Origin of the sequence: Leifsonia sp. (assembly GCF_051955155.1) — a bacterium.
Taxonomy (GTDB): Bacteria; Actinomycetota; Actinomycetes; order Actinomycetales; family Microbacteriaceae; genus Leifsonia.
Map to the genome: position 1 here is coordinate 1 of NZ_JBQCGZ010000166.1, position 23,838 is coordinate 23,838.

The window sequence follows — 23,838 nt, forward strand, 5'->3', positions numbered from 1 at the left end:
CCTGATCGCCGCAGTGGTGGTGATCGCGTTCGTGATCTTCGGCCGGCCGAGGGCCAACCGGCGCTCGGCCGACGCCCGGCGCTCCGTGCTCGGCGCGGACGACGCGCGCACCGCCGCGGAACTGCGGGCGTCCGCCGCCGCCGCCGCGCGCGCCGCGGACTGGGTGACCGCGATCGAGGAGCAGTTCCGGGCGATCGCGGTCGGGCTGGACGAGCGCACTCTGGTGCGGGTGACCCCCGGCACCACCGCGACCGAGTTCGCCGCGCGCGCCGCGGCCGTCGCGCCCGCCGAGGGCGAGGCGCTCCGCGAGGCGGCGCGGGCGTTCGACGACGTGCGCTACCTCGACCGGCCGGGCAGCGAGTCCCGGTACCAGCAGCTGGTGGCGCTGGACGGCCGGCTGCAGCAGGTCCGCCCCGCCCGCCAGGAGGTGCCGGCGTGACGGCCGTCCAGACCACCCCGGCCCCGGCTCCCGCGCAGGCGGTCTCGCCCACCGTGCGGCAGACCTCCCGCCGCGCGGTGCCGTGGATCGTGCTCGGCGCGATCGCGGTGTTCGTCGCGGTCGGCGGGATGCTGCTCTCCGGCAGCGGCGCGGGCGCCGGCACCCCGCTGGGCGCTGGCAACGCCGCCCCGACCGGCGGGAAGGCGCTCGCGCAGGTGCTCTCGCAGCACGGCGTCACGGTCGCCTCGGCCGGGACGCTGGACGAGGTGCGCGATGCGGCGGGCGACGACACCACCGTCCTGATCTACGACCCGGCAGGCAACCTGCCGGCCGAGGGGTACGACGAGGTCAGCTCCATCGCGAGCACGCTCGTCGTCGTCGAGCCCGGCTTCCAGACGCTGCAGCGGCTCGCCCCCGGCGTCCGCGCCGCCGGTGCGCCGGAGGGCGTCGTCGCGGCCGGCTGCGGCGTGCCTGCCGCCCAGCGCGCGGAGCGGATCGACCCCAGGGCCACCGCGAACACGAAGGACCAGGCGTCCCCTGACACCTTCCGGGCCGAGGACGACGCCGCCTCGTGCTTCGTCGACGGTCACGGCGGCGCATCGCTGGTCCGCACCGGCTTCGACGGCCGCACCGTGTACCTGGTCGGCTCGTCCGCGCTGCTGATGAACGAGGGGATCGAACGCGAGGGCAACGCCGCGCTCGCCCTCAACCTGCTCGGCGGTCACCGCACCCTCGTCTGGTATCTGCCGGGCGTGCTCGACCGCCCGGTCACCGGAGGGCCGGACATCGCGGCGCTGACGCCGGGCTGGGTGACGCCGGTCGTCGTGCTGCTGGTGCTCGTCTTCGTCGCCGCCGCCGTCTGGCGCGGCCGCCGGTTCGGGCCGCTCGTGGTCGAGAACCTGCCCGTCGTCGTCCGCGCGGGCGAGACCAGGGAGGGCCGCGCCCGCCTCTACCAGCGCTCGTCGGCGCGGCTGCGCGCGGCGGACGCCCTGCGCATCGGCGCGATCGGGAGGCTCGCCGGCCAGGCCGGGCTCTCCCGCGCCGCGACCGCAAGCGAAATCGCCGACGCCGTCGCCGCGCTCACCGGCCGCGACCGCGGCCGCGTGCGCGACCTGCTCATCGACGACATCCCGCGCACCGATGCCGACCTGCTCGCGCTCTCAGACGCCCTGGCGGAGCTCGAACGGGCCACCGCCGCAGCCGTCTCCCCCGGACAGCCGGGGCCGACCGGAAGAATGGAAGCATGACCGACCTCACGACCGGACACCCCACCGCCTCCGCGGACCCCGCCGCCGACGCCGCCGGACTGCGCCAGGCGCTCGCGCGCGTGCGCGGCGAAGTCGGCAAGGCCGTCGTCGGCCAGGACGGAGCGGTGACCGGCCTGATCATCGCCCTGCTCGCCCGCGGCCACGTGCTGCTGGAGGGCGTGCCCGGCGTGGCCAAGACCCTGCTGGTGCGCTCGCTCAGCCAGGCGCTCAGCCTCGACACCAAGCGCATCCAGTTCACACCGGACCTGATGCCGGGCGACGTGACCGGCTCGCTCGTCTACGACGCGCAGACCGGCGGGTTCGTCTTCCGCGAAGGCCCCGTCTTCACGAACATCCTGCTCGCCGACGAGATCAACCGGACGCCGCCGAAGACCCAGTCCGCCCTGCTGGAGGCGATGGAGGAGCGGCAGGTGAGCGTGGACGGCGTGAGCCGCCGACTGCCGGACCCGTTCATCGTCGCAGCGACGCAGAACCCGATCGAGTACGAGGGCACTTACGCGCTGCCGGAGGCGCAGCTCGATCGGTTCCTGCTCAAGCTGACCCTCGACGTTCCGGAACGGGACACCGAGGTGGAGGTGCTGCGCCGTCACGCCGCCGGGTTCAACCCGCGCGATCTGGCGGCGGCCGGGGTCACGCCGGTGCTCAGCGCCGAGCAGCTGCACGCCGCGCGGGCGTCCGCGGCGGCGGTCGGCGCGAACGCCGACGTGCTCGCGTACATCGTCGACCTCGCCCGCGCCACCCGGCAGAGCCCGTCGGTGCGGCTCGGCGTCAGCCCGCGCGGCACCACCGCGCTGCTCGCGGCGGCCAAGGCATGGGCGTGGCTGTCCGGCTACGACTCGATCACGCCGGATCACGTTCAGGCGATGCTGGTGCCGGTGTGGCGGCACCGCATCCAGCTGCGGCCGGAGGCGGAGCTCGAGGGTGTCGGTGCCGACGCGATCCTGCGCTCCATCCTGCAGCAGGTCCAGGTCCCGATCTAGGCCGCGGCGATGACCGTATCCGGACGCTTCGTCGCCCTGCTCGCGCTCGGCGTCATCCCCGTCGCGCTGCTGGGCGCGGACGAGGGGGTGGCGTTCGCCGTGCTCGGCGCGTGGCTGGTGCTGTGCCTGCTGCTCGGGGGCATCGACCTCGTCCTGGCGGGATCCCCGCGCGCCCTGGCGGTCGAACGCGAGCTGCCGGCACGGGTGCGCCTCGGCGCCGACGCGGTCTCCGAGGTGCTGCTGACCAACGCGGGCCGGCGCACGATCCGCGGCACGGTCCGGGACGGCTGGGAGCCCTCGGCCGCTGCCTCGCCCACCCGGTCCCCCATCGAGATCCCGCCCGGCGAGCGCCGCCGGGTCACGGCGACGCTGCGGCCGTGGCGGCGCGGCGAGCGCAGGGTCGCCCAGCTGACCGTGCGCTCGTGGGGGCCGCTGCACCTCTGGGCGCGACAGGCGACGCTCGCGGCACCGGGCCGGGTGAGGGTGCTCCCGCCGTTCACCTCGCGCAAGCATCTGCCCTCCCGGCTCGCCAGGCTCCGCGAGCTGGACGGCACCACGAGCGTGATGCTGCGCGGTCAGGGCACCGAGTTCGACTCGCTGCGCGAGTACGTGCGCGGCGACGACGTCCGCTCGATCGACTGGCGCGCGACGGCCCGCCGGCACGACCCGACCGGTGGCGCCGGCTCCCGGGTGATGGTGCGCACCTGGCGGCCGGAGCGGGACCGCAGGGTCGTCATCGTGATCGACACCGCGCGCACCTCCGCCGCGCGCGTCGCCGACGAGCCGCGCATCGACACCGCGTTCGAGGGCGCCCTGCTGCTGGCGGCGCTGGCAACGCGCGCGGGCGACCGGGTTGACATGATCGCCTACGACCGCGTGTCCCGCGGCCGGGTGCAGGGCGCGAGCGGGCCGGAGCTGCTCTCCCGGATGGTGGACGCGATGGCGGGGATCGAGCCGGCGCTGATCGAGATGGACTGGTCGGCCGTCCCCGCACAGCTGGCCGCGGTGACCAGCCAGCGCTCGCTCGTGGTGCTGCTGACGTCCATCGAGGCGCCTGGCGCGTCCCGCGGGCTGCTGTCGGTGCTCCCGCAGCTGACGAAGAAGCACATCGTCGTGGTGGCGAGCGTCACCGACCCGGACAGCCTGATCGCGGCGCACGAGCGCCGGGACCGCGAGGAGGTCTACCGCGCCGCGGCGGCGGAGCGCGCCCTGCTCGACGTCAGCCGCGTGACGGCCGCCGTGCAGCGCCTCGGCGGCGACGTCGTGACCGGATCGCCCGAGGACCTGCCGCCCGCCCTCGCGGACCGCTACCTGGCCCTCAAGGCCGCCGGCCGGCTCTGACCCGTTCCCCCGGAAGGCGTCAGGCGGCGACGACGCGGCGGCTGCCCGCCTCGTACTCGGTGAGGTCGCCGGTCTCGCCCGCGCGCACGGCGCGGCGGCCGAGCACCAGCATGTAGGCGAGGAACGCGGCGAGCGCCAGCGCTCCGATCCCGATCTTCGCCCACACCGGCAGCGAGGATGGCGTGACGAAGCCCTCGATCAGCCCGGACACGAACAGCGTGATCACGCAGCCGACCGCCACCGTGAACAGCGCACGGCCGTCCTCGGCGAGCGCCTGCGCCCTGGTCGTGGCTCCCGGTGCGATCCACGCCCAGAAGATGCGCAGGCCCGCCGCGGCTGCGACGAACACGCTCGTGAGCTCGAGCATCCCGTGCGGCAGGATGTACGCGAACATCACGTCGCCGCGCCCGTACGCGAACATCACGCCGGCGGCGGTGCCGACCCCGATCGCGTTCTGCAGCAGCACATACGGCACCCACACGCCGGTGATGCCGAACGCGACGCACTGGGCGGCGATCCACGCGTTGTTGGTCCATACCTGGCCGGCGAACGACGCGGCGGGGTTGTTCGAGTAGTAGTCGATGAACGAGTGCTCGACGTACTGCTTGAGCTGGGCGTCGCTGCCCAGGTTGCGCAGCACCTGCGGGTTGCCGGTGATCCACACCGCGTACAGCGTCGCGACGACCACGGTGGCCACGGCGACGGCGAGCACGATCCAGCGGATGCGGTAGAGAGCGGCGGGCAGCTGCAGCACGAAGAACCGCGGGATCTGGGAGAAGAGGTTCGCGCCGGCGCCGGTGAACCGCAGCCGCGCGGAGGCCAGCGTCAGCGACAGCCGGTCGCCGACCGCGGAGGAGCCGGCGCTGGTCTGGATGGCGGACAGGTCGGCGGCGCCGGACTGGTAGAGGTCGATCAGCTCGTCGGCGTCCCTGCCGTCCAGGCGACGCTGCTTCGCCAACCGGGAGAGCCTGTCCCAGTCGGCGCTGTGCGCGTCCGTGTATGCGTCGAGATCCATCTGCTTGAATGATAGCCATGACCGCAAGCGTGGAGGGGTCGGCCGTCCCGGGGGCGCGGGACGCCGTCGCCGAGCGCGAGCTCGTGACCGGCGAGGCCGTGACGCTGGATGTGAAGCCGGCCAGCTACATCCTGCGCGCCGCGGGGACGATCATCGACTGGCTGCTCTCCCTGCTGGTCATGTTCGGCTGCATCCTGCTGGTCGTCGCCACCGGCGCCGGACTGGACGACGCGCTGGTGCGCGTGCTGGTCATCCTGATCCTGGTGTTCGGGATGGTGATCCTGCCGATGACCGTCGAGCTGGTCTTCCACGGCAAGTCGCTCGGGAAGCTCGCGGTCGGCGCACGCATCGTGCGGGACGACGGCGGCGCGATCGGCTTCCGGCACGCGTTCATCCGCGCCCTCACCGGCGTGCTCGAGATCTTCATGACGATGGGCGGCATCGCGGCGCTGACCGGCCTGCTCAATCCGCGGTCGAAGCGGCTGGGCGACCTGCTCGCCGGGACCTACAGCCAGCTGGAGCGGGTGCCGAAGCCGCAACCGCTTCCGCTCTACCTCGCGCCGCACCTCGCCGGCTGGGCGGCGACCGCCGACGTCGGCCGGCTGCCCGACCGGCTCGCCCGGCGGATCGCGCAGTTCGTGCGGCAGGCGCCGCAGCTCACGCCGGCCGCCCGGCTCGGCCTCAGCACCGAGCTCGCGAGGGAGGCCTCCCCGTACGTCTCGCCGCTGCCGCACGTGGACGCAGAGACGTTCCTCGTCGCCGTCGCGGTGCTGCGCCGGCAGCGCGACGCGACCGGACTGGCCATCGAGCGCGAGCGGCTGGAGCGGCTGACTCCCGTCCTCGACGGCCTCCCGCACGCCTTCCCCGACCGCTGAGCGCGACGACGCCCGCCGACACCGCCGACCCTCCCGAGGAGATCGCATGACCGAGCACCGCGCCCACTTCGACGCGACCGTCGCCTTCGTCAACGGCGGCGGCCTGACCGCCGAGGGCTTCCGGCTCGACATCCCCTCGGCGGACGTGTCCGAGGAGGAGCTCGCGCGGCTGTTCGTGAACCACCTCGGCCTCGCGCTCGTCGGCTCCGTCGAGCTGCGGGACGTGCGCATCGTCGAGGAGCAGCACCGCGGCAGCCGCGGCGTCGAGCCGGCGCAGGCAACGGCGGACGGCCCGCGCCGCATCGTGGACCTGAGCCACCGCATCCGCGCCGGCCTGGTGACCTACCCCGGCCTGCCCGCCCCGGTGATCACGCCGCACCTGACCCGCGAGGAGTCGCGGTCGCGGTACGCGCCTGGCACCGAGTTCGCGATGGACACGATCACGATGATCGGGAACACCGGCACCTACCTCGACAGCCCGTACCACCGCTACGCGGACGGCGGCGACCTCGCGTCGCTCGACCTGGCCACCCTGGTCGGGCTGCCCGCCGAGGTCTTCCACCTGACCGACGCGGCCGAGCGCGGCATCCCGGCCTCGGCGTTCTACGACCGCGAGCTCGCCGGCAGCGCCGTGCTGCTGCACACCGGCTGGGACAGCCGCTTCGGCGCCCCGGCGTACGCGACGGGCGCGCCCTTCCTCACGGAGGAGGGTGCGCGGCACCTGGTGGACGCGGGCGTCGCGCTCGTCGGCATCGACTCGCTGAACATCGACGACACCGAGAGCGGCGGCGCGCGGCCGGCTCACTCGCTGCTGCTGGCGGCGGGCATCCACGTCGTCGAGCACCTCACCGCTCTGGGCGAGCTGCCGGCGCGCGGCGCGCGCTTCACCGCCGCGCCGCCCGCCGTCGAGGGCTTCGGCACCTTCCCGGTGCGGGCGTACGCGGAGGTCTGACGCCTCAGTCGTGCAGGATGCGCTGGAACAGGACGTGGTCCTGCCAGCGGCCGGCGATCTTGAGGTAGGCGGGCGCGACGCCGATGCGCTCGAAGCCCGCGCGGGTCAGCACGGACTGCGAGGCGTGGTTGGCGAGCAGCGTCGCCGCCTGCAGCCGGTGCAGCCCGTAGTCGTCGCGCGCGGCCTCCACCACGGCCGACAGCGCCACCGAGGCGAGTCCCCGTCCGGTGTGGTCGCGGTCCAGCCAGTAGCCGACCATCGCGTTCTGGAACGCTCCGCGCACGATGTTGCTGAGGTCCATCCCGCCGGCGATCTCGTCGCCGTCGGCCACCACGAGCGGGAGGGCCACGTCGAGGCTGCGGAGCGCCAGCAGCTCCCTGGTCCGTGCCAGCTGCCCGTCCTCGGTGAAGAACTCCTCGGGACGGGTCGGATCCCACGGCGCCAGGTGCCCGCGGTTGCGGGCGTAGGCGGCCGCGAGCGCGGCGGCGTCGTCCTCGCGACGCACGCGGAGGACGAGACCGCCGGGCAGCTCCCGGTCGGCGAACTCGAGCACCATCAGTACCGGTAGTGGTCGACCTTGTAGGGGCCGTCCACCGGCACGCCGATGTAGGCGGCCTGCTCGTCGGTCAGGGTGGTCAGCTCGACGCCGAGGGAGGCGAGGTGGAGGCGCGCCACCTTCTCGTCGAGGTGCTTCGGAAGCACGTAGACGCCGATCGGATAGTTCTCGGTCGACACGTACAGCTCGAGCTGGGCGAGCACCTGGTTCGCGAACGAGTTGCTCATCACGAAGCTCGGGTGGCCGGTGGCGTTGCCGAGGTTCATCAGCCGGCCCTCGGAGAGGACGAGGACGCTGCGGCCGTTCGGCAGCCGCCACTCGTGCACCTGGGGCTTGATCTCGATCTTCTCGGCACCGGGCAGCGCCTCCAGCGAGGCCATGTCGATCTCGTTGTCGAAGTGGCCGACGTTCGCGACGACCGCGAGGTGCTTGAGGCTCAGGATGTGGTCGAGCGTCACGACGTTGACGTTGCCGGTTCCGGTGATCAGGATGTCCACCTGGTCGGCGACGGACTCGAGCTTGGCGACCTGGTAGCCGTCCATCGCCGCCTGCAGCGCGTTGATCGGGTCGATCTCGCTCACGATGACGCGCGCGCCCTGGCCGCGCAGCGCCTCCGCTGCGCCCTTCCCGACGTCGCCGTCGCCGGCGACGCACGCCACCTTGCCGCCGATCAGCACGTCCGTCGCGCGGTTGAGGCCGTCGGGCAGCGAGTGCCGGATGCCGTACTTGTTGTCGAACTTGCTCTTGGTGACCGAGTCGTTGACGTTGATTGCCGGGAACAGCAGCTCGCCGTGCTTCGCGAGCTCGTAGAGCCGGTGGACGCCGGTGGTCGTCTCCTCGGTGACGCCGAGGATGCCGTCGGCGATGCGCGTCCAGCGGTCGGGCGACGCGGCGAGCGACTGACGGAGCGCGGCGAGGATGACGCGGTACTCGTGGCTGTCGCCCTCCGCGTCCTGCGGCACCGCGCCGGCCAGCTCGAACTCGCGGCCCTTGTGCACGAGCAGGGTGGCGTCGCCGCCGTCGTCCAGGATGAGGTTCGGGCCGATCCAGTCGGCTCCCTCCGCCGCGGCCTCCGCCGACCAGTCGAAGATCTGCTGGGTGCACCACCAGTACTCCTCCAGCGTCTCGCCCTTCCAGGCGAACACCGGGACGCCCGCGGGCGACTCCGGGGTGCCGTCCGGGCCGACCGCGATGGCGGCGGCGGCCTCGTCCTGGGTGGAGAAGATGTTGCAGCTCGCCCAGCGCACCTGCGCGCCGAGGGCGACCAGCGTCTCGATCAGCACGGCGGTCTGCACGGTCATGTGCAGCGAGCCCGCGATGCGCGCCCCGGCGAGCGGCTTCGACTCCCCGAACTCCTCGCGCAGCGACATCAGTCCCGGCATCTCGTTCTCGGCGAGCCGGATCTGGTGGCGACCCGCTGCGGCGAGCGAGAGGTCTGCGACCTTGAACGGCAGGGACGTGTCAGTGACGGAGGATGGCATGCGCCCATTGTCGCATGCGCGGTGGAGCGTGTTTCCTCACCCGCGGATGAGCGCGAGCACCTCGTCGCGGATCGCCCGCATCGTCGCAGCGTCGGCCGCCTCCACGTTGAGACGCAGCAGCGGCTCGGTGTTCGAGGGACGGACGGAGAACCACCAGAACGGCTCGCTCTCCGCGGTGAGGCCGGTCACCGTCAGGCCGTCCAGCTCGTCGAACTCCGCGCGGCCGGTGAACGCCTCCACCACGCGCGCGTACGCCGCGGGGACGTCGTCGATGGTGGAGTTGATCTCCCCGGACTGCGCGTACGGGCTGAACGCGGCGGCGAGCTCGGAGAGCGGACGGTCCTGCGCGCCGAACTCCGCCAGCAGGTGCATCGCCGCGAGCATCCCGTTGTCGGCGCTCCAGAAGTCGCGGAAGTAGTAGTGCGCGGAGTGCTCGCCGCCGAAGACGGCCCCGGTCTCGCGCATCGCGGCCTTGATCAGGGAGTGGCCGACCCGCGTGCGGTAGGGCGTGGCCCCCGCGGCCTCGATCGTCTCGGGGACGATGTTGGAGGTGATCAGGTTGTGGATGACGACGATCTCGGCGTCCGGGTCCTCCGCCTGCGCCCGCGCGATCTCGCGGAGCGCGACGACGGCGGCGACCGCGGACGGCGAGACGGCCGCACCGGTCTCGTCGACGACGAAGCAGCGGTCGGCGTCGCCGTCGAAGGCGAGGCCGAGGTCGGCTCCGTGCTCGACGACGGCGGCCTGCAGATCGCGGAGGTTCGCGGGCTCCAGCGGGTTGGCCTCGTGGTTGGGGAAGGTGCCGTCCAGCTCGAAGTACATCGGGATGACCTCGATGGGCAGAGCGGGCAGCCCCGCCGCCTCGCCGAGCACGGCGGGCACGGTCAGCCCGCCCATCCCGTTCCCGGCGTCGACGACCACCCGGATCGGGCGGATGCCGCTCAGATCGACCAGGCCGCGGAGATAGGCGGCGTAGTCGGGAAGCACGTCCTGCTCGCGGTAGCCGCCGGGCGCCTCCACCTCGGGGATGCCCTCTGCCAGGTACACCGCCGCGCGGTCGCGGATGGCGGCGAGGCCGGTGTCGAGGCTGAGCCCCTGGGCGCCGGCCCTGGACAGCTTGATGCCGTTGTAGGTGGCCGGGTTGTGGCTCGCGGTGAACATGGCCGCTGCGGCGTTCAGCGCGCCGGAGGCGAAGTACGACTCGTCGGTCGAGCACAACCCGATCGCGACGACGTCGCCGCCCCTGGCCCGCACCCCGCGCGCGAACGCCTCGGCGAACCCCGGCGAGGAGTCGCGCATGTCGTGGCCGACGACGACGTCCTGCCCCGCCGCACCGATCTCGTCCACGAACGCCGCTCCGACGGCGGCAACGACATCCGGGGTCAGTCCGCTGCCGACCAGACCGCGCACGTCGTAGGTCTTCACCACCGCCCCGAGGGAGGCTCGGATGTCGTCGATCGAATCGGAACTGCTCATGTCGGCGATCCTTACCTGGGTTACCTGAGCCCGCCGAAGACCTCGTGCCGGACGATCTGCCAGCCCTGCGGCGCGGACAGCCGCTCGGCGTGGATCGCGCACAGGTCGTAGGCGTGCGGTTCGTGCGAGAGGCTCAGCGGGCCGAGAACGGCCATCGAGTCCGCGTAGACGTAGGTGAGCGTCGCCACGGCGTCGCGCGGGCACGCGACACGGGAACACGGACGGCTCAACATCAGGCTCAGATTACCGGAGCGCGCCGGCGACGTAGGATTGCGACATGCCAAGGAACCGCCGCACCGGCAGCACGCCCCCGGCCACCAGCCGCTGGCGGAGCCGGCACGGCCGCGGCGCCCGCGGCCCCGTCACCGGCCCGCACCTGCCGATGCTGCAGAACCGGATCGACTTCTTCGACATGACCGTCGCCTCCACCGCCGACTACCTGAAGGGCGTCTGGCCGGAGGAGCTCGCCGGCGTGCACTTCGAGGTCGCGGCGACGCCGGTCGGCAACTCGGGGACGGACGGCGTCGACCGCTGGTACGTCGACCATTCCCGCCGCCGCATCATCCTGTACCGCGTCCCGATCCAGCGGCTCACCAAGCTGCACAGGGACGACGAGCTGCACCGCAGGATGTACATCGAGGGCTGCGTGTTCCGCGCGGTCGCCGAGCTGCTCGGCAAGGACCCGTGGGACCTCGCGCCCGACCGGTTCCGGCACTTCTGAGCGCCGGCGGCGCTAGCGCGGGTAGACCTCGATGGGCGCGGCGAGCGGGCCGGGCGGTTCGAGCGCGAAGCTGCTGGTGAGCCCGGCGCCGGCGAAGCTGACGCTCGCGGCGAGTCCCTTCGCGCCCTCGATGGTGTAGTTCCCCGGCGGGACGGCGTGGTTGGCCCCGCCCTCGGCGGGCACCGTGACGGTGAACGGCTTCCCCGTCTCGGGGGTGACCGTGACCGGCGCATCCTTCTCGCCCGCGTTCGCGAAGTGCAGCACGGGCGACGGTCCGCTGGGGACGGCGACGAGCTGGCGGTCGTTCAGGCCGGGCGAGGAGGCGAACCAGGCGAAGTCCCTGGCCTTCTGGCCGATGACGGACGTGCGAACGGCGGCGACGACGGGAACAGAGGAGTTGACGGTGACCGTGTAGCTGCCGTCCTTGAGGTTGCCGAGCGGCACCTCGGCGACGTTGCCCGCCTTGATCGTCTGGGCGTACGAGTTGCCGGCGGCCGTTCCGTTCTCGCCCACGGCGCCGATGGTCACCTGCGCGTCCTCCTGGCCGGGGACCAGGATGCGCACCGCGGGGAAGTCGACGCCGACGCTCTCGGCCGACTGGCCGGCGGTGACGGCGGCGAGGGTGGCGATCGTCACCCCGGCGATCCGCTGGACGCGCGACGGGGATCCCGTCGCGCCGGTCTGCTCGACGCCGTACGGCTGGATGCCCTGCTCGAAGCTCTGCTGCAGGGTGGCGACCACCTGGCCGCCCGTGGTCTGCACGTGCACGACGGGCGCGGTGGCAGCCGGCGCGAGCCCCGCGAGCGGGACGACCTTCTGGGCGCCGGCCGGGACCGTGATGCCGGTGCCGCCCGGCGCGTCCGCCATCCCGGTCTCGGTGTAGACGGTGAGGGACACCGTCGCGTCGACCGAGGTCGGGTTGGAGAGCAGGACGAGGCTGGTCTGCCCGAGCGACGTCGACCCCGCGACCAGCCAGCTGTCGGCCGACGGCTCGAGGCACGCGGAGGCGGCCAGTCCGGCGAGGTCCTCGGAGACCGCGTCCTGCACCTGGGCGCCGGCGAACAGCGGCGGCTCGGTCGCGCCCTGCGGGGTGGAGACCGTCAGCGCGAGCGGCGCCTGGTCGGCGGAGGAGGTGTCGGCGTCCGGCTTCAGGTTCCTGGTCTGCACGTCGGGGCCGTCCGTCCCGTAGCCGACCGTCGGCGTGCCGAGCGCGGCGGGACGCGAGGCCTGGGCGGCGTCGGCGGCCAGCGCGAGGACCGGGCCGGGGCACACCCGCTGCTGGTCGGCGGGGACCGGGTGCACGGTGGACGCCGGCACGTCGATCGCGACCGACGGCAGCGGGAGCAGGGTCGCGCCGGCGACCGCCAGCACGGCGACGCCGATGCCGACGACGCCGCCGACCGCGCGGGCGCCGATCTTCGCGAGCGCGCGCTTGTCAGCCACGGTCGCCTCCTTCGGTCCGTCGTGGTCGGATGATGGTCTCCTCCAGGCCCTCTTCGAGGGTGGTCGGGGCCGTTGCGGCGACGCCGGCGGGCTGCGGCTCGAACCGGGACTCGGTCTCCCGGTCGTCTCGGGGTTCCGGCTCGGGCTCCGGCTCCGGCTCGGGATCCGGCTCGGGATCCGGCTCCGGCTCGGGATCCGGCTCGGGCTCGGGTTCCGGCTCGGGCTCTGTGACGGGCACGCGCTCGACCGTGCGGTCGGCTTCGCGCTCCGGCTCGGGCTCCGGCTCCGCGGCCGGCTCGGGCTCCGCCGCGCGCGCCTCGTCCTCATCGGCGGACTCCACGGCGGCCTCGATGTCGGGCTCCGGCTCCCACTCGTCGAGGCTCTCCTCGGCGATCGTCGTGTCCGACTCCGCCGCGGGCGGATCCGGCTGGTCGTCCGGCTCCACGGCCCGCTCGTCCTTGCCGCGCTTCGGACGGCGGCCGGTCAGCTCGGAGACGCGGTCGGCCGACCGGCTGGTCGGGATCGCGAGCAGCACCGTGACGCCGATGACGATGCCCTGCACGAGCAGCACCAGGACGCGCCACAGACCGCCGGCACCGGCCGGGATCTGCGCGGCCGCCGGCACGGCGTCCGTCCCGCGGTCGTACGCCCACAGCCGTCCCGTCGCGGTGTCGCCGACGGAGGTGAGCAGCGGGTTGGCGTCCAGGGCGACCGCCGCTCGGGTGCCCGTCGCGTCCGCCGAGGTGCTGTCCGCGCCGTCGATCGCCTTCGCCGACGGGGTCAGCAGCACGAAGTCGACGCCCAGGTCGCTCAGCTGCTTCGACGCGTCGTAGCCGCTGCGCGATGACAGGTTGCCCGCCAGCTGGGCGAGGTCCTTCTGCCCCTGCGTGAGCGTGCGCTCGGTCGAGCTCAGCGTGGACTGCTCCTCCAGCGTCTGCCCGCCGCCGCGCACGATGTCGGCTCGGATGCCGCCGTCCGGCTGCGGGACGATCCGCAGCGTCCCTGCGCGCGGCTGCGTCGACGCCTTCGCGGTCACGACGGCAGGCATCGTGCGGCCGTCGCTCGCGGTGACCGTCGGGTCCGGGCTGTGGATCGCGATGGCGGAGGGCACGGCCACGATCGCGAGCGTGACGATCGCGACCCACGCCGGCGCGATGGCGCCGCGGCCGAGCGCGGAGAGAGCGAGGACGGCGGCGCCGGTGAGTCCGAGCCAGTACAGGCTGATCGCGCTGCCCGGCCAGATCGGCACGGCGACCGAGCCGGAGACGGCGACCTCCAGCTGCAGGGCGGCGACGGCGGTCAGGAAGCCAGCGAGCGCGACGACCAGAGCGACGATCGCGCGGACCGTGCCGCGCAGGAACAGCGCGAGGATGGCCAGGACGCCGAGCGGAGCGAGCAGGATCGGCACGATGATGTTCGGCGCCGCCTGCGGCAGGTACAGCGCGGAGGCGAGTGCGTGCCAGCCGCCGAGCGTCCCGTCCGGGAGGCCGAGCGCGAGCTGCCAGGCCGGGGTGTGCCTGGCATCCAGGGCGACGCCCGGGTCGGCGAACACCGACAGCCAGGCGCCGCGCGCCACCTGCTCGATCACGAGCGGCGCGAACAGCACCAGGGCGGGCAGCGGGATGAAGACGATCCGGGCGGCGCGCTTCCCGGCGAAGACGATCGCCGCGATCCACGCGATCACGAGCGCCGGGATGAGCACGGGCGCGCAGGCCGCGGTGGCGGCGGCGAGCAGTGCGGTGGTCGCGCTTGCCGCCCACGAGCGCCGCGCGGCCAGGCCGGCGAAGAACAGCCAGGGCAGCAGGATGTGCGCGAGGATGGCCGACGGCCGGCCTCCGGCCATCGCGATCAGCAGAGTCGGCGCGAGCGCGTACGCCAGCGCGCCGAAGGCGCGTAGCGTTCCCTTCGCGGTCAGCCGCGCCGCGGCGAGCCAGGCGCCGAGCGCGGCGAGCGGCAGAGCGAGCAGGTAGAGGCCGAGCAGCGCGAGCGACGGCTGCCAGAAGGTCAGCGTCCCGAGCACGGCGAGCACGGCGGAGAACGGGTCGGCGGCGCCGACGAAGCCGAGGCTGACGTCCCGCCAGCCGTAGCCGAGGTTCGCCCACAGCTCGCCGACGGACGCGTTCAGCGGGAGCAGGCCGCCGCCGGCGACCGTCCCCGACCCGACGAGCGGGTAGAAGATCGCGACGCCGATCACCAGGGCGGCGAGCACTGTCCAGCCGCCGCCGGTGCCGAAGAAGTCCAGGTCCTGGCGTTCGCCCTGCTGGCTGACCATGGCGGCCTCGCGCTTGAGCGCACGGGAACGGCGCACCTCCGCGAACGGGATGCGCAGCGGCGCGATCGCCGCCCAGCCGACGGACTTCGCCGCGGCGAGCCTGCGCCGGGCGGAGGAGACGGCCATCCCGGAGAACGCGACCCGGAACGCGGCGGCGAGCTCGCCGCCGATGGAGCCCGGCTCCTTGCGCAGCAGCCGCAGCAGCGAGCGCAGGATCGCCAGCGGGACGAGCGTGAGCCAGTGCAGCGGGACCGCCCAGCCCGGCGCGTACGCCATCCGCCTGTGCAGCTGAGCACGCCTGCGCTCCCCCGCGAGCCGCCTGCGCACCGACCAGCGCCGGCTCAGGTTCGGACCGGCCAGCCCGTCGCCGTGCACGGCGACCCGCGCCTGCGCCACGAGCGTGACGCGGAATCCGGCCAGGCGCGCCCTGGTGCAGAAGTCGAGACCGTCGTCGACGGTGGGGAGGGCGGGGTCGAAGCCGTCGAGCTTCTCCCAGAGCGCCTGGCGGACCAGCATGCCGGCCGAGGAGACCGCCAGCACATCGCTCAGGCCGTCGTGCTGCGCCTGGTCGAGCTCGTTCTCGACGAGCGGCACGGAGGCCCCGAACGGGGTCATCGCCTCGCCGAACTCGCGGATGAAGGCCGGGTCCTCCGCATCCACCAGCTTGGGGCCGACGATCGCGACGGACGGGGACACCTCGAGCGCGGCCAGCAGCGCCTCCAGCGCGGTCGGCTCCGGAGCGGTGTCGTGGGCGAGCAGCCAGAGCACCTCGTCGGGGGACGACGCCGGCGGCAGTACGCGCACCGCGGCGCCGACCGCGGCTCCGAAGGCGAGCTTCTCCGGGATGCTGAGCAACTGGGTGGGCTGGGCGGCGGAGAGCAGGCGCGCAGCGTCGTCGGAGCTCGCACAGTCGACGGCGATCACGGCGTCCGGGGTGCGGGTCTGCGCCGCGATCGCGTCGAGAGTGCGCTCCAGGCGGGGGCCGCCGCTGTGGGCGACGATGATGGCGGTGACTCTCGGATACATCGGGAGTCAGCCTAAGTTGGGGTTGCGCCGATCCCGGTATCGGTTCGGGCGCGGCGCGGATTCGGCTCCGGTCAGCCGGCGCGCTTGCGGAGCTTGCGGCGCTCCCGCTCGGAGAGGCCGCCCCAGATGCCGAACCGCTCGTCGTTGGCGAGCGCGTATTCGAGGCACTGGGACCTCACCTCGCAGGAACCGCAGATCCGCTTGGCGTCGCGCGTGGAGCCGCCCTTCTCCGGGAAGAACGCCTCCGGATCCGTCTGCGCGCACAGAGCGTCGGTCTGCCAGGACAGCGGGTTGTCGTCGTCGACATCCTCCGCGTTGGTCCTGACACCCGGAACTCCGAGTCGCACCGGATCGATGAACCAGTCGTCGGGTACCCCAGAGCGATATTCAGGAACTGTCATATCGGTCTCCCCACCCATGCATTGCTCGCGCATGTGTTGCGCTTCGCAATAATTACACCGTTGTCATTCGCGACAGTCAAGTCGCGAATCGTAAAGCCTTAAGCCCTGGTCGAGAGTTCACGACGCGCCGGGCTTCGACAACGATCGCGACACGCGCGGGCTTTCTACCCCCATCGAGCGGTGCTCAGGACGCCGCCTGGCGTGCTTCCCAGGCGCTGCGCACCATCTCGTCGAGGGAGTGACGCATCTTCCAGTCGAGATCGCGCGCGGCGAGCTCTCCCGAGGCCACGATCCTCGCCGGGTCGCCCGCCCGTCGAGGCCCCACTTCTGGGGTGAAGGCGATCCCCGTCACGTCGGCGACCGTCGACATGATCTCGCCGACGCTGACGCCGTCGCCGCTGCCGAGGTTGTAGACCGGCTCGATCGGCTCGCCGGCGTCCAGCCGCTTCGCCGCGGCGACGTGCGAGACGGCGAGGTCGGCGACGTGGATGTAGTCGCGGACGCAGGTGCCGTCCGGCGTCGGGTAGTCGTCGCCGTTGATCCGCGGCGTGCGCCCGGCCACGAGCGCGTCGAAGACCAGCGGGAACAGGTTGTGCGGGCTGGTGTCCCGCAGCGCCGGGTCGCCGGAGCCGACCACGTTGAAGTAGCGCAGCGACGTGTGCCGAAGGCCCGCTGCGACGCCCTGGTCGCGCAGCAGCCACTCCCCGATCAGCTTGGACTCGCCGTACGGCGACTCCGGGTTCTTCGGGGTGGCCTCGGTGACGATGTCGACGTCGGGCGTCCCGTACACGGCGGCGGAGGAAGAGAACACGATCGCGCCGACGCCCGCCTCCTGCATCGCGGCCAGCAGCACGGCGGTCGCCGTCACGTTCTGCTCGTAGGTGTGCAGCGGGCGCTGCACAGAGACGCCGGCGTACTTGAAGCCGGCGACGTGCACGACGCCGCTGATCTCGTTCTCGGCGAAGATCCGCTCCAGCAGCGCGCCGTCGAGGATGGTGCCGCGGTAGAACGGCACGTCGGAGGGGACGAACTCCTCGTGCCCGCTGGAGAGGTCGTCGACCACGACGACGCCGATGCCCTCCTCGCGGAACGCCCGCACCACGTGCGAGCCGATGTATCCTGCGCCTCCGGTCACCAACCACGCCACGGAACGTCCTCCTGCTCTGCTCACTCCGACAGGGGCAACCCTATCGGGCACGCGTCCCGCCCCCTGAACGCCCTCCATTCGTCACGAATGCGCGCTGCTCGTGACGAGCAGCGCGCATTCGTGGCGAATCGGCGCGGCCGGAGAGGGCTTCGCGGTCAGACGAAGGCGGCCTCGCCGGTGATCGCCCTGCCGACGATGAGGGTGTTCATCTCGCGCGTTCCCTCGTAGGAGTAGAGGGCCTCCGCGTCGGCGAAGAACCGGGCGACGTCGTATTCCAGCACGATGCCGTTGCCGCCGAGCACCTCGCGGCAGCGGGCGACCGTCTCGCGCATCCGCGCCGTGGCGAACGCCTTGGCCAGCGCTGAGTGCTCGTCGCGCTGGATGTCGTCGTCGAGCATCTGCGAGACCCGCGTGCACAGGGCGATGGAGGCGGTGATGTCGCCGATCGACTTCACCAGGTGGTCCTGCACGAGCTGGTGCTTGGCGATCGGCTTGCCGAACTGCACGCGCTCCTTCGCGTACGTCAGCGCCGCCTCGTAGGCGCCGATCGCGACTCCGACGGCGGCCCAGGCCACCTCGGCGCGCGTGAGCCGGAGCACGGCGGCGGTGTCGCGGAAGCTGTTCGCGTTCTGCAGCCGCAGCGCCTCGGGAACGCGCACGTTCTCGAGCACGATGTCGGCGTTCTGCACCATCCGCAGGGACTGCTTCCCCTCGATCTTCGTCGCGGTGTAGCCCTCGGTGCCGGTGGGGACGATGAAGCCCTTGACCTGGCCGTCCTCTGCGCTCTTCGCCCAGATGATGGTGATGTCGCTGAACGTGGCGTTGCCGATCCAGCGCTTGGAACCGTTCAGGATCCAGTCGTCGCCGTCGCGCGTCGCGACCGTCTGCAGGCCCTGCGCCGAGTCGGAGCCGGAGGTCGGCTCGGTCAGGCCGAACGCGCCGATCACCTCGCCGCTGGTCAGCTTCGGCAGCCACGTCTCGCGCTGCTCCTGCGATCCGCAGACGCCGATGGCGCCGAGCGCCAGACCGTTCTGGACGCCGACGTAGGTGCTGACCGACGCGTCCACGCGGGCCAGCTCCAGGGCGACCCAGCCGCGGAAGACGGCGGAGTTCTCGAACGGCGCCGTCTCGGGGAAGCCGAGTCCGATGGCCCCGTTGCGGTGCAGCACCTCGACGATCCGGTGCGGGAACTCCGCCTTCTCCCAGTACTCGTTGACGATCGGCTTGATCTCGGTCTCCAGCGCGCCGCGCAGGGTCATGAGGAAGTCCTTCTCACGATCCGTGAGGAGGTCTTCGAAGCCGTAGAAGTCGCTGGCGAGGGATTCGAAAGACATGTGTGCTCCAGTGCGTACGGTCGGCTTTCGGGCAGCGTCAGCCTACGGAAGGCGCGCGGAGCCGGGCAAAGCCGTTGGTACTTTGGTCTAACGAATCGGAAGGGACGACGACGGATGTTTGTGCGCATCGGCAACACTCCTCGGGACTACGCCTGGGGATCCACCACCGCCATTGCCGGACTCCTCGGCACCCGGCCGAGCGGCGGCCCGGAGGCGGAGCTGTGGCTCGGCGCGCACCCGGGGTCGCCGTCGCGCATCCTGGACCCCGCGGAGGCGGGCGGCGCGAGGGACCTGGCCTCCTGGCCGGTCACGGCGGGGAAGCTGCCGTACCTGCTGAAGGTGCTGGCGGCGGACGGCCCGCTCTCGCTGCAGGCCCACCCGTCCCCCGAGCAGGCGCGCGCCGGCTTCGAGCGCGAGAACGCCGCGGGCCTCGCCGCCGATGCGCCGGAGCGCAACTACAAGGACCCCTTCCACAAGCCGGAGCTGATCTACGCGCTCTCCGACCCGTTCGACGCACTGTGCGGCTTCCGCGACCCCGCGCTCAGCAGGGCGGCCATCGCGGAGCTCGGCGACGCACCGGCGATCGCCGCGTTCGCCGCGTCGCTCGACGGCGAGCCCGGCGCGGTGCTGCGCCGCGCGACCGAGTGGCTGCTCGGCGGCTCCGCCGAGGTCCGCGAGCTGGTGTCCGCCGTCGTCGAGGCGGCGGAGGGCTCCGACGGCGAGGCGGCCGGCACGGTGCGGATGCTGTCCGCCGCGTTCCCCGGCGACCCCGGCATCGTGCTCGCGCTGCTGCTCAACCGCGTGAGCCTCTCCCCCGGTGAGGTGCTGTACCTGCCGGCGGGGAACATCCACGCGTACCTGCACGGCCTCGGCATCGAGCTGATGGCCGCGTCGGACAACGTGCTGCGCGGCGGGCTCACGCCGAAGCGGATCGACGTGCCGGAGCTGGTGAGCGTGCTCGACTTCTCCCCCATCGCGGCGACGCCGCTCCCGCCGGAGCGCCCGGCTCCCGGCGTCGAGGAGTTCCGGCCCGACGTGCCCGACTTCACCCTGGACCACATCGAGGTCGGCGGGGATGTGCCGAGCGCGGAGATCGCCCTGACCGGGACAGCGATCGCACTCTGCACCGCGGGCGAGCTGGAGCTGAGCGGCGCCGCCGGATCCCTCCGGCTGACCCGCGGCGAGGCCGTTGTCGTCGCCGGCGAGGACCGGATCGCGGTCGGCGGCGGGGCGGGCACCCTGTTCCTCGCCATGCCGAACCGGTGAGCTATTCTTCGCAGAGTGAGTAGACCGTCCGTGCTGAGCGCCCGCGTCGACGCCGCGCGCCGCGCATCGGGCACGGGGGCGTCCGTCTTCGCGTCGCTCCTGCTGTTCACGCTGTTCGCCGGGGATTTCTGGCGCAACCTGATCAGCTGGCCCGGCTACTTCGTCCTGGCCGCGCTGCTCGCCGCCGGCAGCGTCGTCTTCCTCGTCCGCACCCGGCCGGCGTTCTCCTGGCGCCGGGCGCCGTGGACGCTGCTGCTCTTCCTCGCCCTCGCGATCGTCTCGATCGCGTGGTCGGCCTACCCCGGAGCGAGCGCGCTCGGCGTCCTGGCGACCCTGGCGACGACCGCCGGGGCCGTCTTCCTCGCGCTGTGCCTGGGCTGGGCGTCGCTGCTGACCGCGCTCGGCAACGCGTTCCGGTGGATCCTCGGGCTGTCGCTGCTCTTCGAGCTCGTCGTCGCGATCTTCGTGCGCAGACCCGTGCTGCCGCTCACCCCGGTGCAGCCGGTGCCGCCCGGCCACCTCCCGCAGGCCTTCTACTGGAGCCGCGACCTGCTCTTCCACGGCGGCCAGATCCAGGGCATCGTCGGCAACAGCAACCTGCTGGCGATGATCGCGCTGCTCGCGCTGGTGGTGTTCGGCATCCAGCTCGCCGACCGCACCGTCCGCCGCGGGTCCGCCATCGCCTGGCTCGTGGTCGCCGCGCTCACGATGCTGCTGACCCGGTCCTCCACGGTGATCGTCGCCGGACTCTTCACGGCCGTCGTGCTCGGATTAGCGCTCTGGACCCGGCGCGCGGGGCCGGAGCGGCGGACGCCGGTCTACCTCACCGCCGCGGCGCTGCTCGTGGCCGCCGTCGTCCTGCTGTCGGTGTTCGCCTCGCGCATCCCCGCGCTGTTCGGCAAGAGCGAGGACCTCACCGGCCGGTTCGACATCTGGGACAAGGTGATCGGGCTCGCGCAGCAGCGCCCGGTCTTCGGCTGGGGCTGGGTGAGCTACTGGGCACCCTGGACGGAGCCGTTCCGGAACCTCGCGGAGCGCGGAGGCGTCGTCTACCTGCAGGCCCACAACGCCTGGCTGGACGTGTGGCTGCAGCTGGGCATCGTCGGGCTGGTGGTGTTCATCCTGCTGGTGCTCACGACGCTGTGGCGGTCCTGGTTCGCCGCCGTCGACCGGCCGCGCACCTCGATCGCGGACGACACGCCGTACACCGCGCTGACCCTGCTCCCGCTGCTCCTGCTCGCCGCGCTGCTCGCCCAGAGCTTCGCCGAGAGCCGCATCCTGATCGAGGGCGGCTGGACGCTCCTCGTGGTGCTCGCCGTCAAGACCAAGCAGGCAGCGCCGTAGGATTCTTGCATGGCTGAAGCCCGCAGAACCCTGGTGCCGCCCGCGGTCACCGAGTTCCTCGGGTCCGCGCGCTTCAACTCCGCGCTCGCGCTGGCCGCCGTCGGCGTCGGCTTCTCCACGCACGCCATCCGCGCGGTCGTCGGCTGGCCGGGGCTGATCGGGGCGCTCGCGACGCTCGCGGCGCTGGCCGCTGTCTCGTTCGCCGCCCAGTGGCGGATGATCGAGTGGCACGGTCTGCTTCCGATCTCCGCGCTGCTGTTCGTCGGCTGGTGTGCGCTGTCGCTGATCTGGAGCCAGTACCAGTGGGCGACGCTCGCCGGGGTCATCTACCAGCTGCTGTTCGCGTTCCTCGCCGTCTACATCGCGCTCGTGCGCGACGCCATCCAGATCGTCCGCGTGGTCGGCGACGCGCTGCGGTTCCTGCTCACGCTGTCGCTCGCCCTGGAGGTGCTGAGCGGGCTGCTGATCGACATGCCGATCCGCTTCCTCGGCATCCAGGGCAACATCGCGCTCGGCGGTCCCATCCAGGGCATCTTCGGCAGCCGCAACGCGCTCAGCATCGTGGCGCTGATCGCGTTCGTGACGTTCCTGATCGAGCTGCGCACGCGCTCCATCCGGCCGCCGCTCGCCATCGCCTCCATCGCCCTCGCCGCGCTCTGCGTTCTGCTGGCGCACTCGCCGGTGATCGCGGCGGTGTCGGTCGTGGTCGGGCTCGCCACCCTCGCGCTCTTCCTGGTGCGCAAGGTGCCGGCGGCGTCCCGCGGCTACGTGCAGTGGGGGCTCGCCATCGTGACCGTCGCAGCGCTGGTCGCCGCCTACATCTACCGCACCCGCGTGATCGACCTGCTCAACGCCCGCGCCGACTTCCAGGTGCGCTACCGGCTGTGGATCCAGATCTGGGAGCTGATCCCGGTCCAGCAGTCGGTCGGCTGGGGCTGGGTGGGCGCCTGGCCGACCGACCTCTACCCGTTCACGGCCATCCAGGCTGCGACGGGGGTCTACCACGCGGACGGCCTGAACGCGTACCTCGACGTCTACCTGCAGGTCGGCATCATCGGGCTGCTGCTCTTCATCGCGCTGATCGCGCTCGCGTTCAGCCGCTCCTGGCTGCTGGCGTCGAACCGGCGCAGCGTCGTCTACGCCTGGGCGCCGCTCGTGCTGGTCGCGCTGCTCGTCACGAGCGTGTTCGAGAGCTCCATCCTCGTCGAGTCGGGCTGGATGCTGCTCGTGATCTGCACGGTCAAGGCGTCCCAGGGGATGAGCTGGCGCCTTCGGCTGCCCCGACGCGCCGAGGCGTGAGCAGGCGCCTGCCCACGAGGTGCACGACGAGGCCGACCGCCGGCCCGCTCGCCAGCGCGAGTGCCGTGCGCTCCGGCAGCGGCAGCGGGACGAACAGCACCGCGAGCGAGACCAGCGACGCCACGACCCAGCCGCCGGCGTAAAGGCCGTGCAGGTCGCGCGCGAGCACGGCGGAGCCGGAGATGCAGAGCGCTCCGATCAGCCCGGAGGAGGCCACCAGAGCGGTGAGCACGCCGCCGGAGATCCCGAACTCCGGCCCGAAGATCCAGTGCAGCACCGGCTCGCCCCACAGCCAGGTGCCGAGGCAGAGCACCGCGACGACGCCGGCCAGACCGAGCAGCAGCACGGTCATCGTCCGTCCCGCCTGCTCCGGCAGGTGCGAGAACCGGCTGACGAGGTAGCTGGAGAGCGCCATCAGCGGCACGAGCACCGGCGCCCTGGTGAGGGTCACCGCGAGCACGAGGGAGCCGAGCTGGTCGTGGTTGTCCGGACCGGAGAAGAAGGAGAGGACGAGCGGGAAGCCATTGATCAGGATCGCGGTGGCGCTGGCGGCGACCATCGTCCTGGCGGTGTTCGCCGTGAGCCTGCCGTAGCCGGCGCTCACCCGGCCGGCGGTGGCGAGGCGTCTGCGACCCGCTGCGGCGACGATCAGCAGGGAGAGCGGGAACGGCAGGATCACCGCGACGGCGAGCACGGCGACGTCGTGCGTGAACGCCAGGGCGACGAGCACGAGGGTGACCCGCAGCACGCCGTCCAGGGCCACGATCGCGGCGAGGTGTCGCCACATCCCGGCTCCGGCCATGACGCCGGACGCGGCGGCGACGAGCCCGTTCAGTGCGGCACCGATCGCCACGATCCAGGACAGGCCCGCGTTGTCCGCGCCCAGGCTCGGCACGGCCCAGAGCGGTGCGAGCAGCATGATCGCCGCGCCGACGACGAGCGAGACGGCGGCCGCGAAGAGCCACAGCGAGGAGCGTCCGCGCGGGACGTCCGGGGACCGCTGCTCGTGCGCGACGACCCGGGTCGCCTCCTGCTGGAGACCGAACAGGATGCCGACGACGAGGAACAGCGCGGACCAGAAGACGGAGAACAGCCCGTACCCCGCAGCGCCCGCTTCGACGAACACCCGCCAGGTCACCACATAGCCCGCGACGCCCGAAATCACGGTCGCTGAGAGAATGAGAGGGACCGACCTGCGGTCC

21 protein-coding genes are annotated in these 23,838 nt (G+C 72.7%); 10 read left to right on the top strand and 11 right to left on the bottom strand.

Annotation, left to right across the window (positions count from 1 at the left end):
• The 4 genes from ACTHMF_RS17675 to ACTHMF_RS17690 all read left to right on the top strand — a co-directional run.
• The coding region (locus ACTHMF_RS17675) for a DUF4129 domain-containing protein (RefSeq protein ID WP_440319435.1) at nucleotides 1-439 on the top strand (439 nt) is incomplete at its 5' end.
• Nucleotides 436-1,686, top strand: coding sequence for a DUF4350 domain-containing protein (locus ACTHMF_RS17680; protein ID WP_440319437.1), 1,251 nt, complete (start codon nucleotides 436-438; stop codon nucleotides 1,684-1,686). The genes ACTHMF_RS17675 and ACTHMF_RS17680, both read left to right, overlap by 4 nt.
• The gene (locus ACTHMF_RS17685) at nucleotides 1,683-2,687 is read left to right on the top strand and encodes an AAA family ATPase (RefSeq protein ID WP_440319439.1); all 1,005 of its coding nucleotides are present in this window, start codon (nucleotides 1,683-1,685) and stop codon (nucleotides 2,685-2,687) included. The genes ACTHMF_RS17680 and ACTHMF_RS17685 overlap by 4 nt, the downstream gene beginning before the upstream one ends.
• A gap of 9 nt (nucleotides 2,688-2,696) precedes the next feature.
• The gene (locus ACTHMF_RS17690; RefSeq protein ID WP_440319441.1) at nucleotides 2,697-4,028 is read left to right on the top strand and encodes a DUF58 domain-containing protein; all 1,332 of its coding nucleotides are present in this window, start codon (nucleotides 2,697-2,699) and stop codon (nucleotides 4,026-4,028) included.
• A gap of 19 nt (nucleotides 4,029-4,047) precedes the next feature.
• On the opposite strand, the gene ACTHMF_RS17695 is transcribed toward ACTHMF_RS17690, so the two are convergent.
• Nucleotides 4,048-5,043 (bottom strand): stage II sporulation protein M, encoded by a 996-nt coding sequence (locus ACTHMF_RS17695; RefSeq protein WP_440319443.1) that lies wholly within the window; start codon nucleotides 5,041-5,043, stop codon nucleotides 4,048-4,050.
• A gap of 17 nt (nucleotides 5,044-5,060) precedes the next feature.
• On the opposite strand from ACTHMF_RS17695, the gene ACTHMF_RS17700 reads away from it, so the two are divergent.
• Both ACTHMF_RS17700 and ACTHMF_RS17705 read left to right on the top strand, forming a co-directional pair.
• Nucleotides 5,061-5,918, top strand: coding sequence for an RDD family protein (locus ACTHMF_RS17700; RefSeq protein WP_314146586.1), 858 nt, complete (start codon nucleotides 5,061-5,063; stop codon nucleotides 5,916-5,918).
• Between the two features lie 46 nt (nucleotides 5,919-5,964).
• Nucleotides 5,965-6,870, top strand: a complete 906-nt coding sequence (locus ACTHMF_RS17705; protein WP_440319445.1) for a cyclase family protein — start codon at nucleotides 5,965-5,967, stop codon at nucleotides 6,868-6,870.
• A 4-nt stretch (nucleotides 6,871-6,874) separates the two neighbouring features.
• Here ACTHMF_RS17705 and ACTHMF_RS17710 read toward each other — a convergent pair whose 3' ends face one another.
• The 4 genes from ACTHMF_RS17710 to ACTHMF_RS17725 are packed head-to-tail and all read right to left on the bottom strand — an operon-like array spanning nucleotide 6,875 to nucleotide 10,616.
• Nucleotides 6,875-7,426, bottom strand: coding sequence for a GNAT family N-acetyltransferase (locus tag ACTHMF_RS17710; RefSeq protein ID WP_314146584.1), 552 nt, complete (start codon nucleotides 7,424-7,426; stop codon nucleotides 6,875-6,877).
• Complete coding sequence (ahcY, locus tag ACTHMF_RS17715; RefSeq protein ID WP_440319447.1) at nucleotides 7,426-8,907, bottom strand: adenosylhomocysteinase; 1,482 nt, start codon at nucleotides 8,905-8,907, stop codon at nucleotides 7,426-7,428. Before ahcY ends, ACTHMF_RS17710 begins: the two co-directional genes overlap by 1 nt.
• Nucleotides 8,908-8,943: 36 nt before the next feature.
• Nucleotides 8,944-10,383 carry a phosphomannomutase/phosphoglucomutase gene (locus ACTHMF_RS17720; RefSeq protein WP_440319449.1) on the bottom strand — a complete coding sequence of 480 codons (1,440 nt, stop codon included), beginning with the start codon at nucleotides 10,381-10,383 and terminating at the stop codon, nucleotides 8,944-8,946.
• Nucleotides 10,384-10,403: 20 nt separating this feature from the next.
• On the bottom strand, nucleotides 10,404-10,616 hold the full coding sequence (locus ACTHMF_RS17725; RefSeq protein WP_440319451.1) for a DUF3499 family protein: 213 nt from the start codon (nucleotides 10,614-10,616) through the stop codon (nucleotides 10,404-10,406).
• A 44-nt stretch (nucleotides 10,617-10,660) separates the two neighbouring features.
• On the opposite strand from ACTHMF_RS17725, the gene ACTHMF_RS17730 reads away from it, so the two are divergent.
• Entirely contained in the window at nucleotides 10,661-11,104 is a 444-nt protein-coding gene (locus tag ACTHMF_RS17730; RefSeq protein ID WP_440319453.1) for a metallopeptidase family protein, read from the top strand.
• A 12-nt stretch (nucleotides 11,105-11,116) separates the two neighbouring features.
• On the opposite strand, the gene ACTHMF_RS17735 is transcribed toward ACTHMF_RS17730, so the two are convergent.
• The 5 genes from ACTHMF_RS17735 to ACTHMF_RS17755 all read right to left on the bottom strand — a co-directional run bounded on the left by ACTHMF_RS17735 (nucleotide 11,117) and on the right by ACTHMF_RS17755 (nucleotide 18,727).
• The gene (locus ACTHMF_RS17735) at nucleotides 11,117-12,547 is read right to left on the bottom strand and encodes a DUF5719 family protein (RefSeq protein WP_440319455.1); all 1,431 of its coding nucleotides are present in this window, start codon (nucleotides 12,545-12,547) and stop codon (nucleotides 11,117-11,119) included.
• On the bottom strand, nucleotides 12,540-15,845 hold the full coding sequence (locus ACTHMF_RS17740; RefSeq protein WP_440319456.1) for a glycosyltransferase family 2 protein: 3,306 nt from the start codon (nucleotides 15,843-15,845) through the stop codon (nucleotides 12,540-12,542). The genes ACTHMF_RS17735 and ACTHMF_RS17740 overlap by 8 nt, the downstream gene beginning before the upstream one ends.
• A 71-nt stretch (nucleotides 15,846-15,916) precedes the next feature.
• Complete coding sequence (locus tag ACTHMF_RS17745; RefSeq protein ID WP_314146577.1) at nucleotides 15,917-16,246, bottom strand: WhiB family transcriptional regulator; 330 nt, start codon at nucleotides 16,244-16,246, stop codon at nucleotides 15,917-15,919.
• Nucleotides 16,247-16,430: 184 nt separating this feature from the next.
• On the bottom strand, nucleotides 16,431-17,393 hold the full coding sequence (gene galE, locus ACTHMF_RS17750) for a UDP-glucose 4-epimerase GalE (RefSeq protein ID WP_440319458.1): 963 nt from the start codon (nucleotides 17,391-17,393) through the stop codon (nucleotides 16,431-16,433).
• 155 nt (nucleotides 17,394-17,548) lie between these two features.
• The gene (locus ACTHMF_RS17755; RefSeq protein WP_440319460.1) at nucleotides 17,549-18,727 is read right to left on the bottom strand and encodes an acyl-CoA dehydrogenase family protein; all 1,179 of its coding nucleotides are present in this window, start codon (nucleotides 18,725-18,727) and stop codon (nucleotides 17,549-17,551) included.
• A 114-nt stretch (nucleotides 18,728-18,841) separates the two neighbouring features.
• Here ACTHMF_RS17755 and manA point away from each other — a divergent pair, with 114 nt between their 5' ends.
• The 3 genes from manA to ACTHMF_RS17770 are packed head-to-tail and all read left to right on the top strand — an operon-like array spanning nucleotide 18,842 to nucleotide 22,636.
• Nucleotides 18,842-19,993 (top strand): mannose-6-phosphate isomerase, class I, encoded by a 1,152-nt coding sequence (manA, locus tag ACTHMF_RS17760; RefSeq protein ID WP_440319462.1) that lies wholly within the window; start codon nucleotides 18,842-18,844, stop codon nucleotides 19,991-19,993.
• A 15-nt stretch (nucleotides 19,994-20,008) separates the two neighbouring features.
• A complete protein-coding gene (locus ACTHMF_RS17765) occupies nucleotides 20,009-21,337 on the top strand; it encodes an O-antigen ligase family protein (protein ID WP_440319464.1) in 1,329 nt (442 codons plus the stop codon).
• Between the two features lie 9 nt (nucleotides 21,338-21,346).
• Nucleotides 21,347-22,636, top strand: a complete 1,290-nt coding sequence (locus ACTHMF_RS17770; protein WP_440319466.1) for an exopolysaccharide production protein — start codon at nucleotides 21,347-21,349, stop codon at nucleotides 22,634-22,636.
• Here ACTHMF_RS17770 and ACTHMF_RS17775 read toward each other — a convergent pair.
• Complete coding sequence (locus ACTHMF_RS17775; RefSeq protein WP_440319468.1) at nucleotides 22,578-23,801, bottom strand: lipopolysaccharide biosynthesis protein; 1,224 nt, start codon at nucleotides 23,799-23,801, stop codon at nucleotides 22,578-22,580. The genes ACTHMF_RS17770 and ACTHMF_RS17775 overlap by 59 nt on opposite strands.
• Nucleotides 23,802-23,838: the final 37 nt, after the last annotated feature.

Bases quoted from the DNA above. Each gene is read 5' to 3' on its own strand.
- ACTHMF_RS17685 (WP_440319439.1), top strand. From the start codon at position 1,683: ATGACCGACCTCACGACCGGACACCCCACCGCCTCCGCGGACCCCGCC.
- ACTHMF_RS17690 (WP_440319441.1), top strand. From the start codon at position 2,697: ATGACCGTATCCGGACGCTTCGTCGCCCTGCTCGCGCTCGGCGTCATC.
- ACTHMF_RS17695 (WP_440319443.1), bottom strand. From the start codon at position 5,043: ATGGATCTCGACGCATACACGGACGCGCACAGCGCCGACTGGGACAGG.
- ACTHMF_RS17700 (WP_314146586.1), top strand. From the start codon at position 5,061: ATGACCGCAAGCGTGGAGGGGTCGGCCGTCCCGGGGGCGCGGGACGCC.
- ACTHMF_RS17705 (WP_440319445.1), top strand. From the start codon at position 5,965: ATGACCGAGCACCGCGCCCACTTCGACGCGACCGTCGCCTTCGTCAAC.
- ACTHMF_RS17710 (WP_314146584.1), bottom strand. From the start codon at position 7,426: ATGGTGCTCGAGTTCGCCGACCGGGAGCTGCCCGGCGGTCTCGTCCTC.
- ahcY (WP_440319447.1), bottom strand. From the start codon at position 8,907: ATGCCATCCTCCGTCACTGACACGTCCCTGCCGTTCAAGGTCGCAGAC.
- ACTHMF_RS17720 (WP_440319449.1), bottom strand. From the start codon at position 10,383: ATGAGCAGTTCCGATTCGATCGACGACATCCGAGCCTCCCTCGGGGCG.
- ACTHMF_RS17725 (WP_440319451.1), bottom strand. From the start codon at position 10,616: ATGTTGAGCCGTCCGTGTTCCCGTGTCGCGTGCCCGCGCGACGCCGTG.
- ACTHMF_RS17730 (WP_440319453.1), top strand. From the start codon at position 10,661: ATGCCAAGGAACCGCCGCACCGGCAGCACGCCCCCGGCCACCAGCCGC.
- ACTHMF_RS17740 (WP_440319456.1), bottom strand. From the start codon at position 15,845: ATGTATCCGAGAGTCACCGCCATCATCGTCGCCCACAGCGGCGGCCCC.
- ACTHMF_RS17745 (WP_314146577.1), bottom strand. From the start codon at position 16,246: ATGACAGTTCCTGAATATCGCTCTGGGGTACCCGACGACTGGTTCATC.
- ACTHMF_RS17755 (WP_440319460.1), bottom strand. From the start codon at position 18,727: ATGTCTTTCGAATCCCTCGCCAGCGACTTCTACGGCTTCGAAGACCTC.
- manA (WP_440319462.1), top strand. From the start codon at position 18,842: ATGTTTGTGCGCATCGGCAACACTCCTCGGGACTACGCCTGGGGATCC.
- ACTHMF_RS17770 (WP_440319466.1), top strand. From the start codon at position 21,347: ATGGCTGAAGCCCGCAGAACCCTGGTGCCGCCCGCGGTCACCGAGTTC.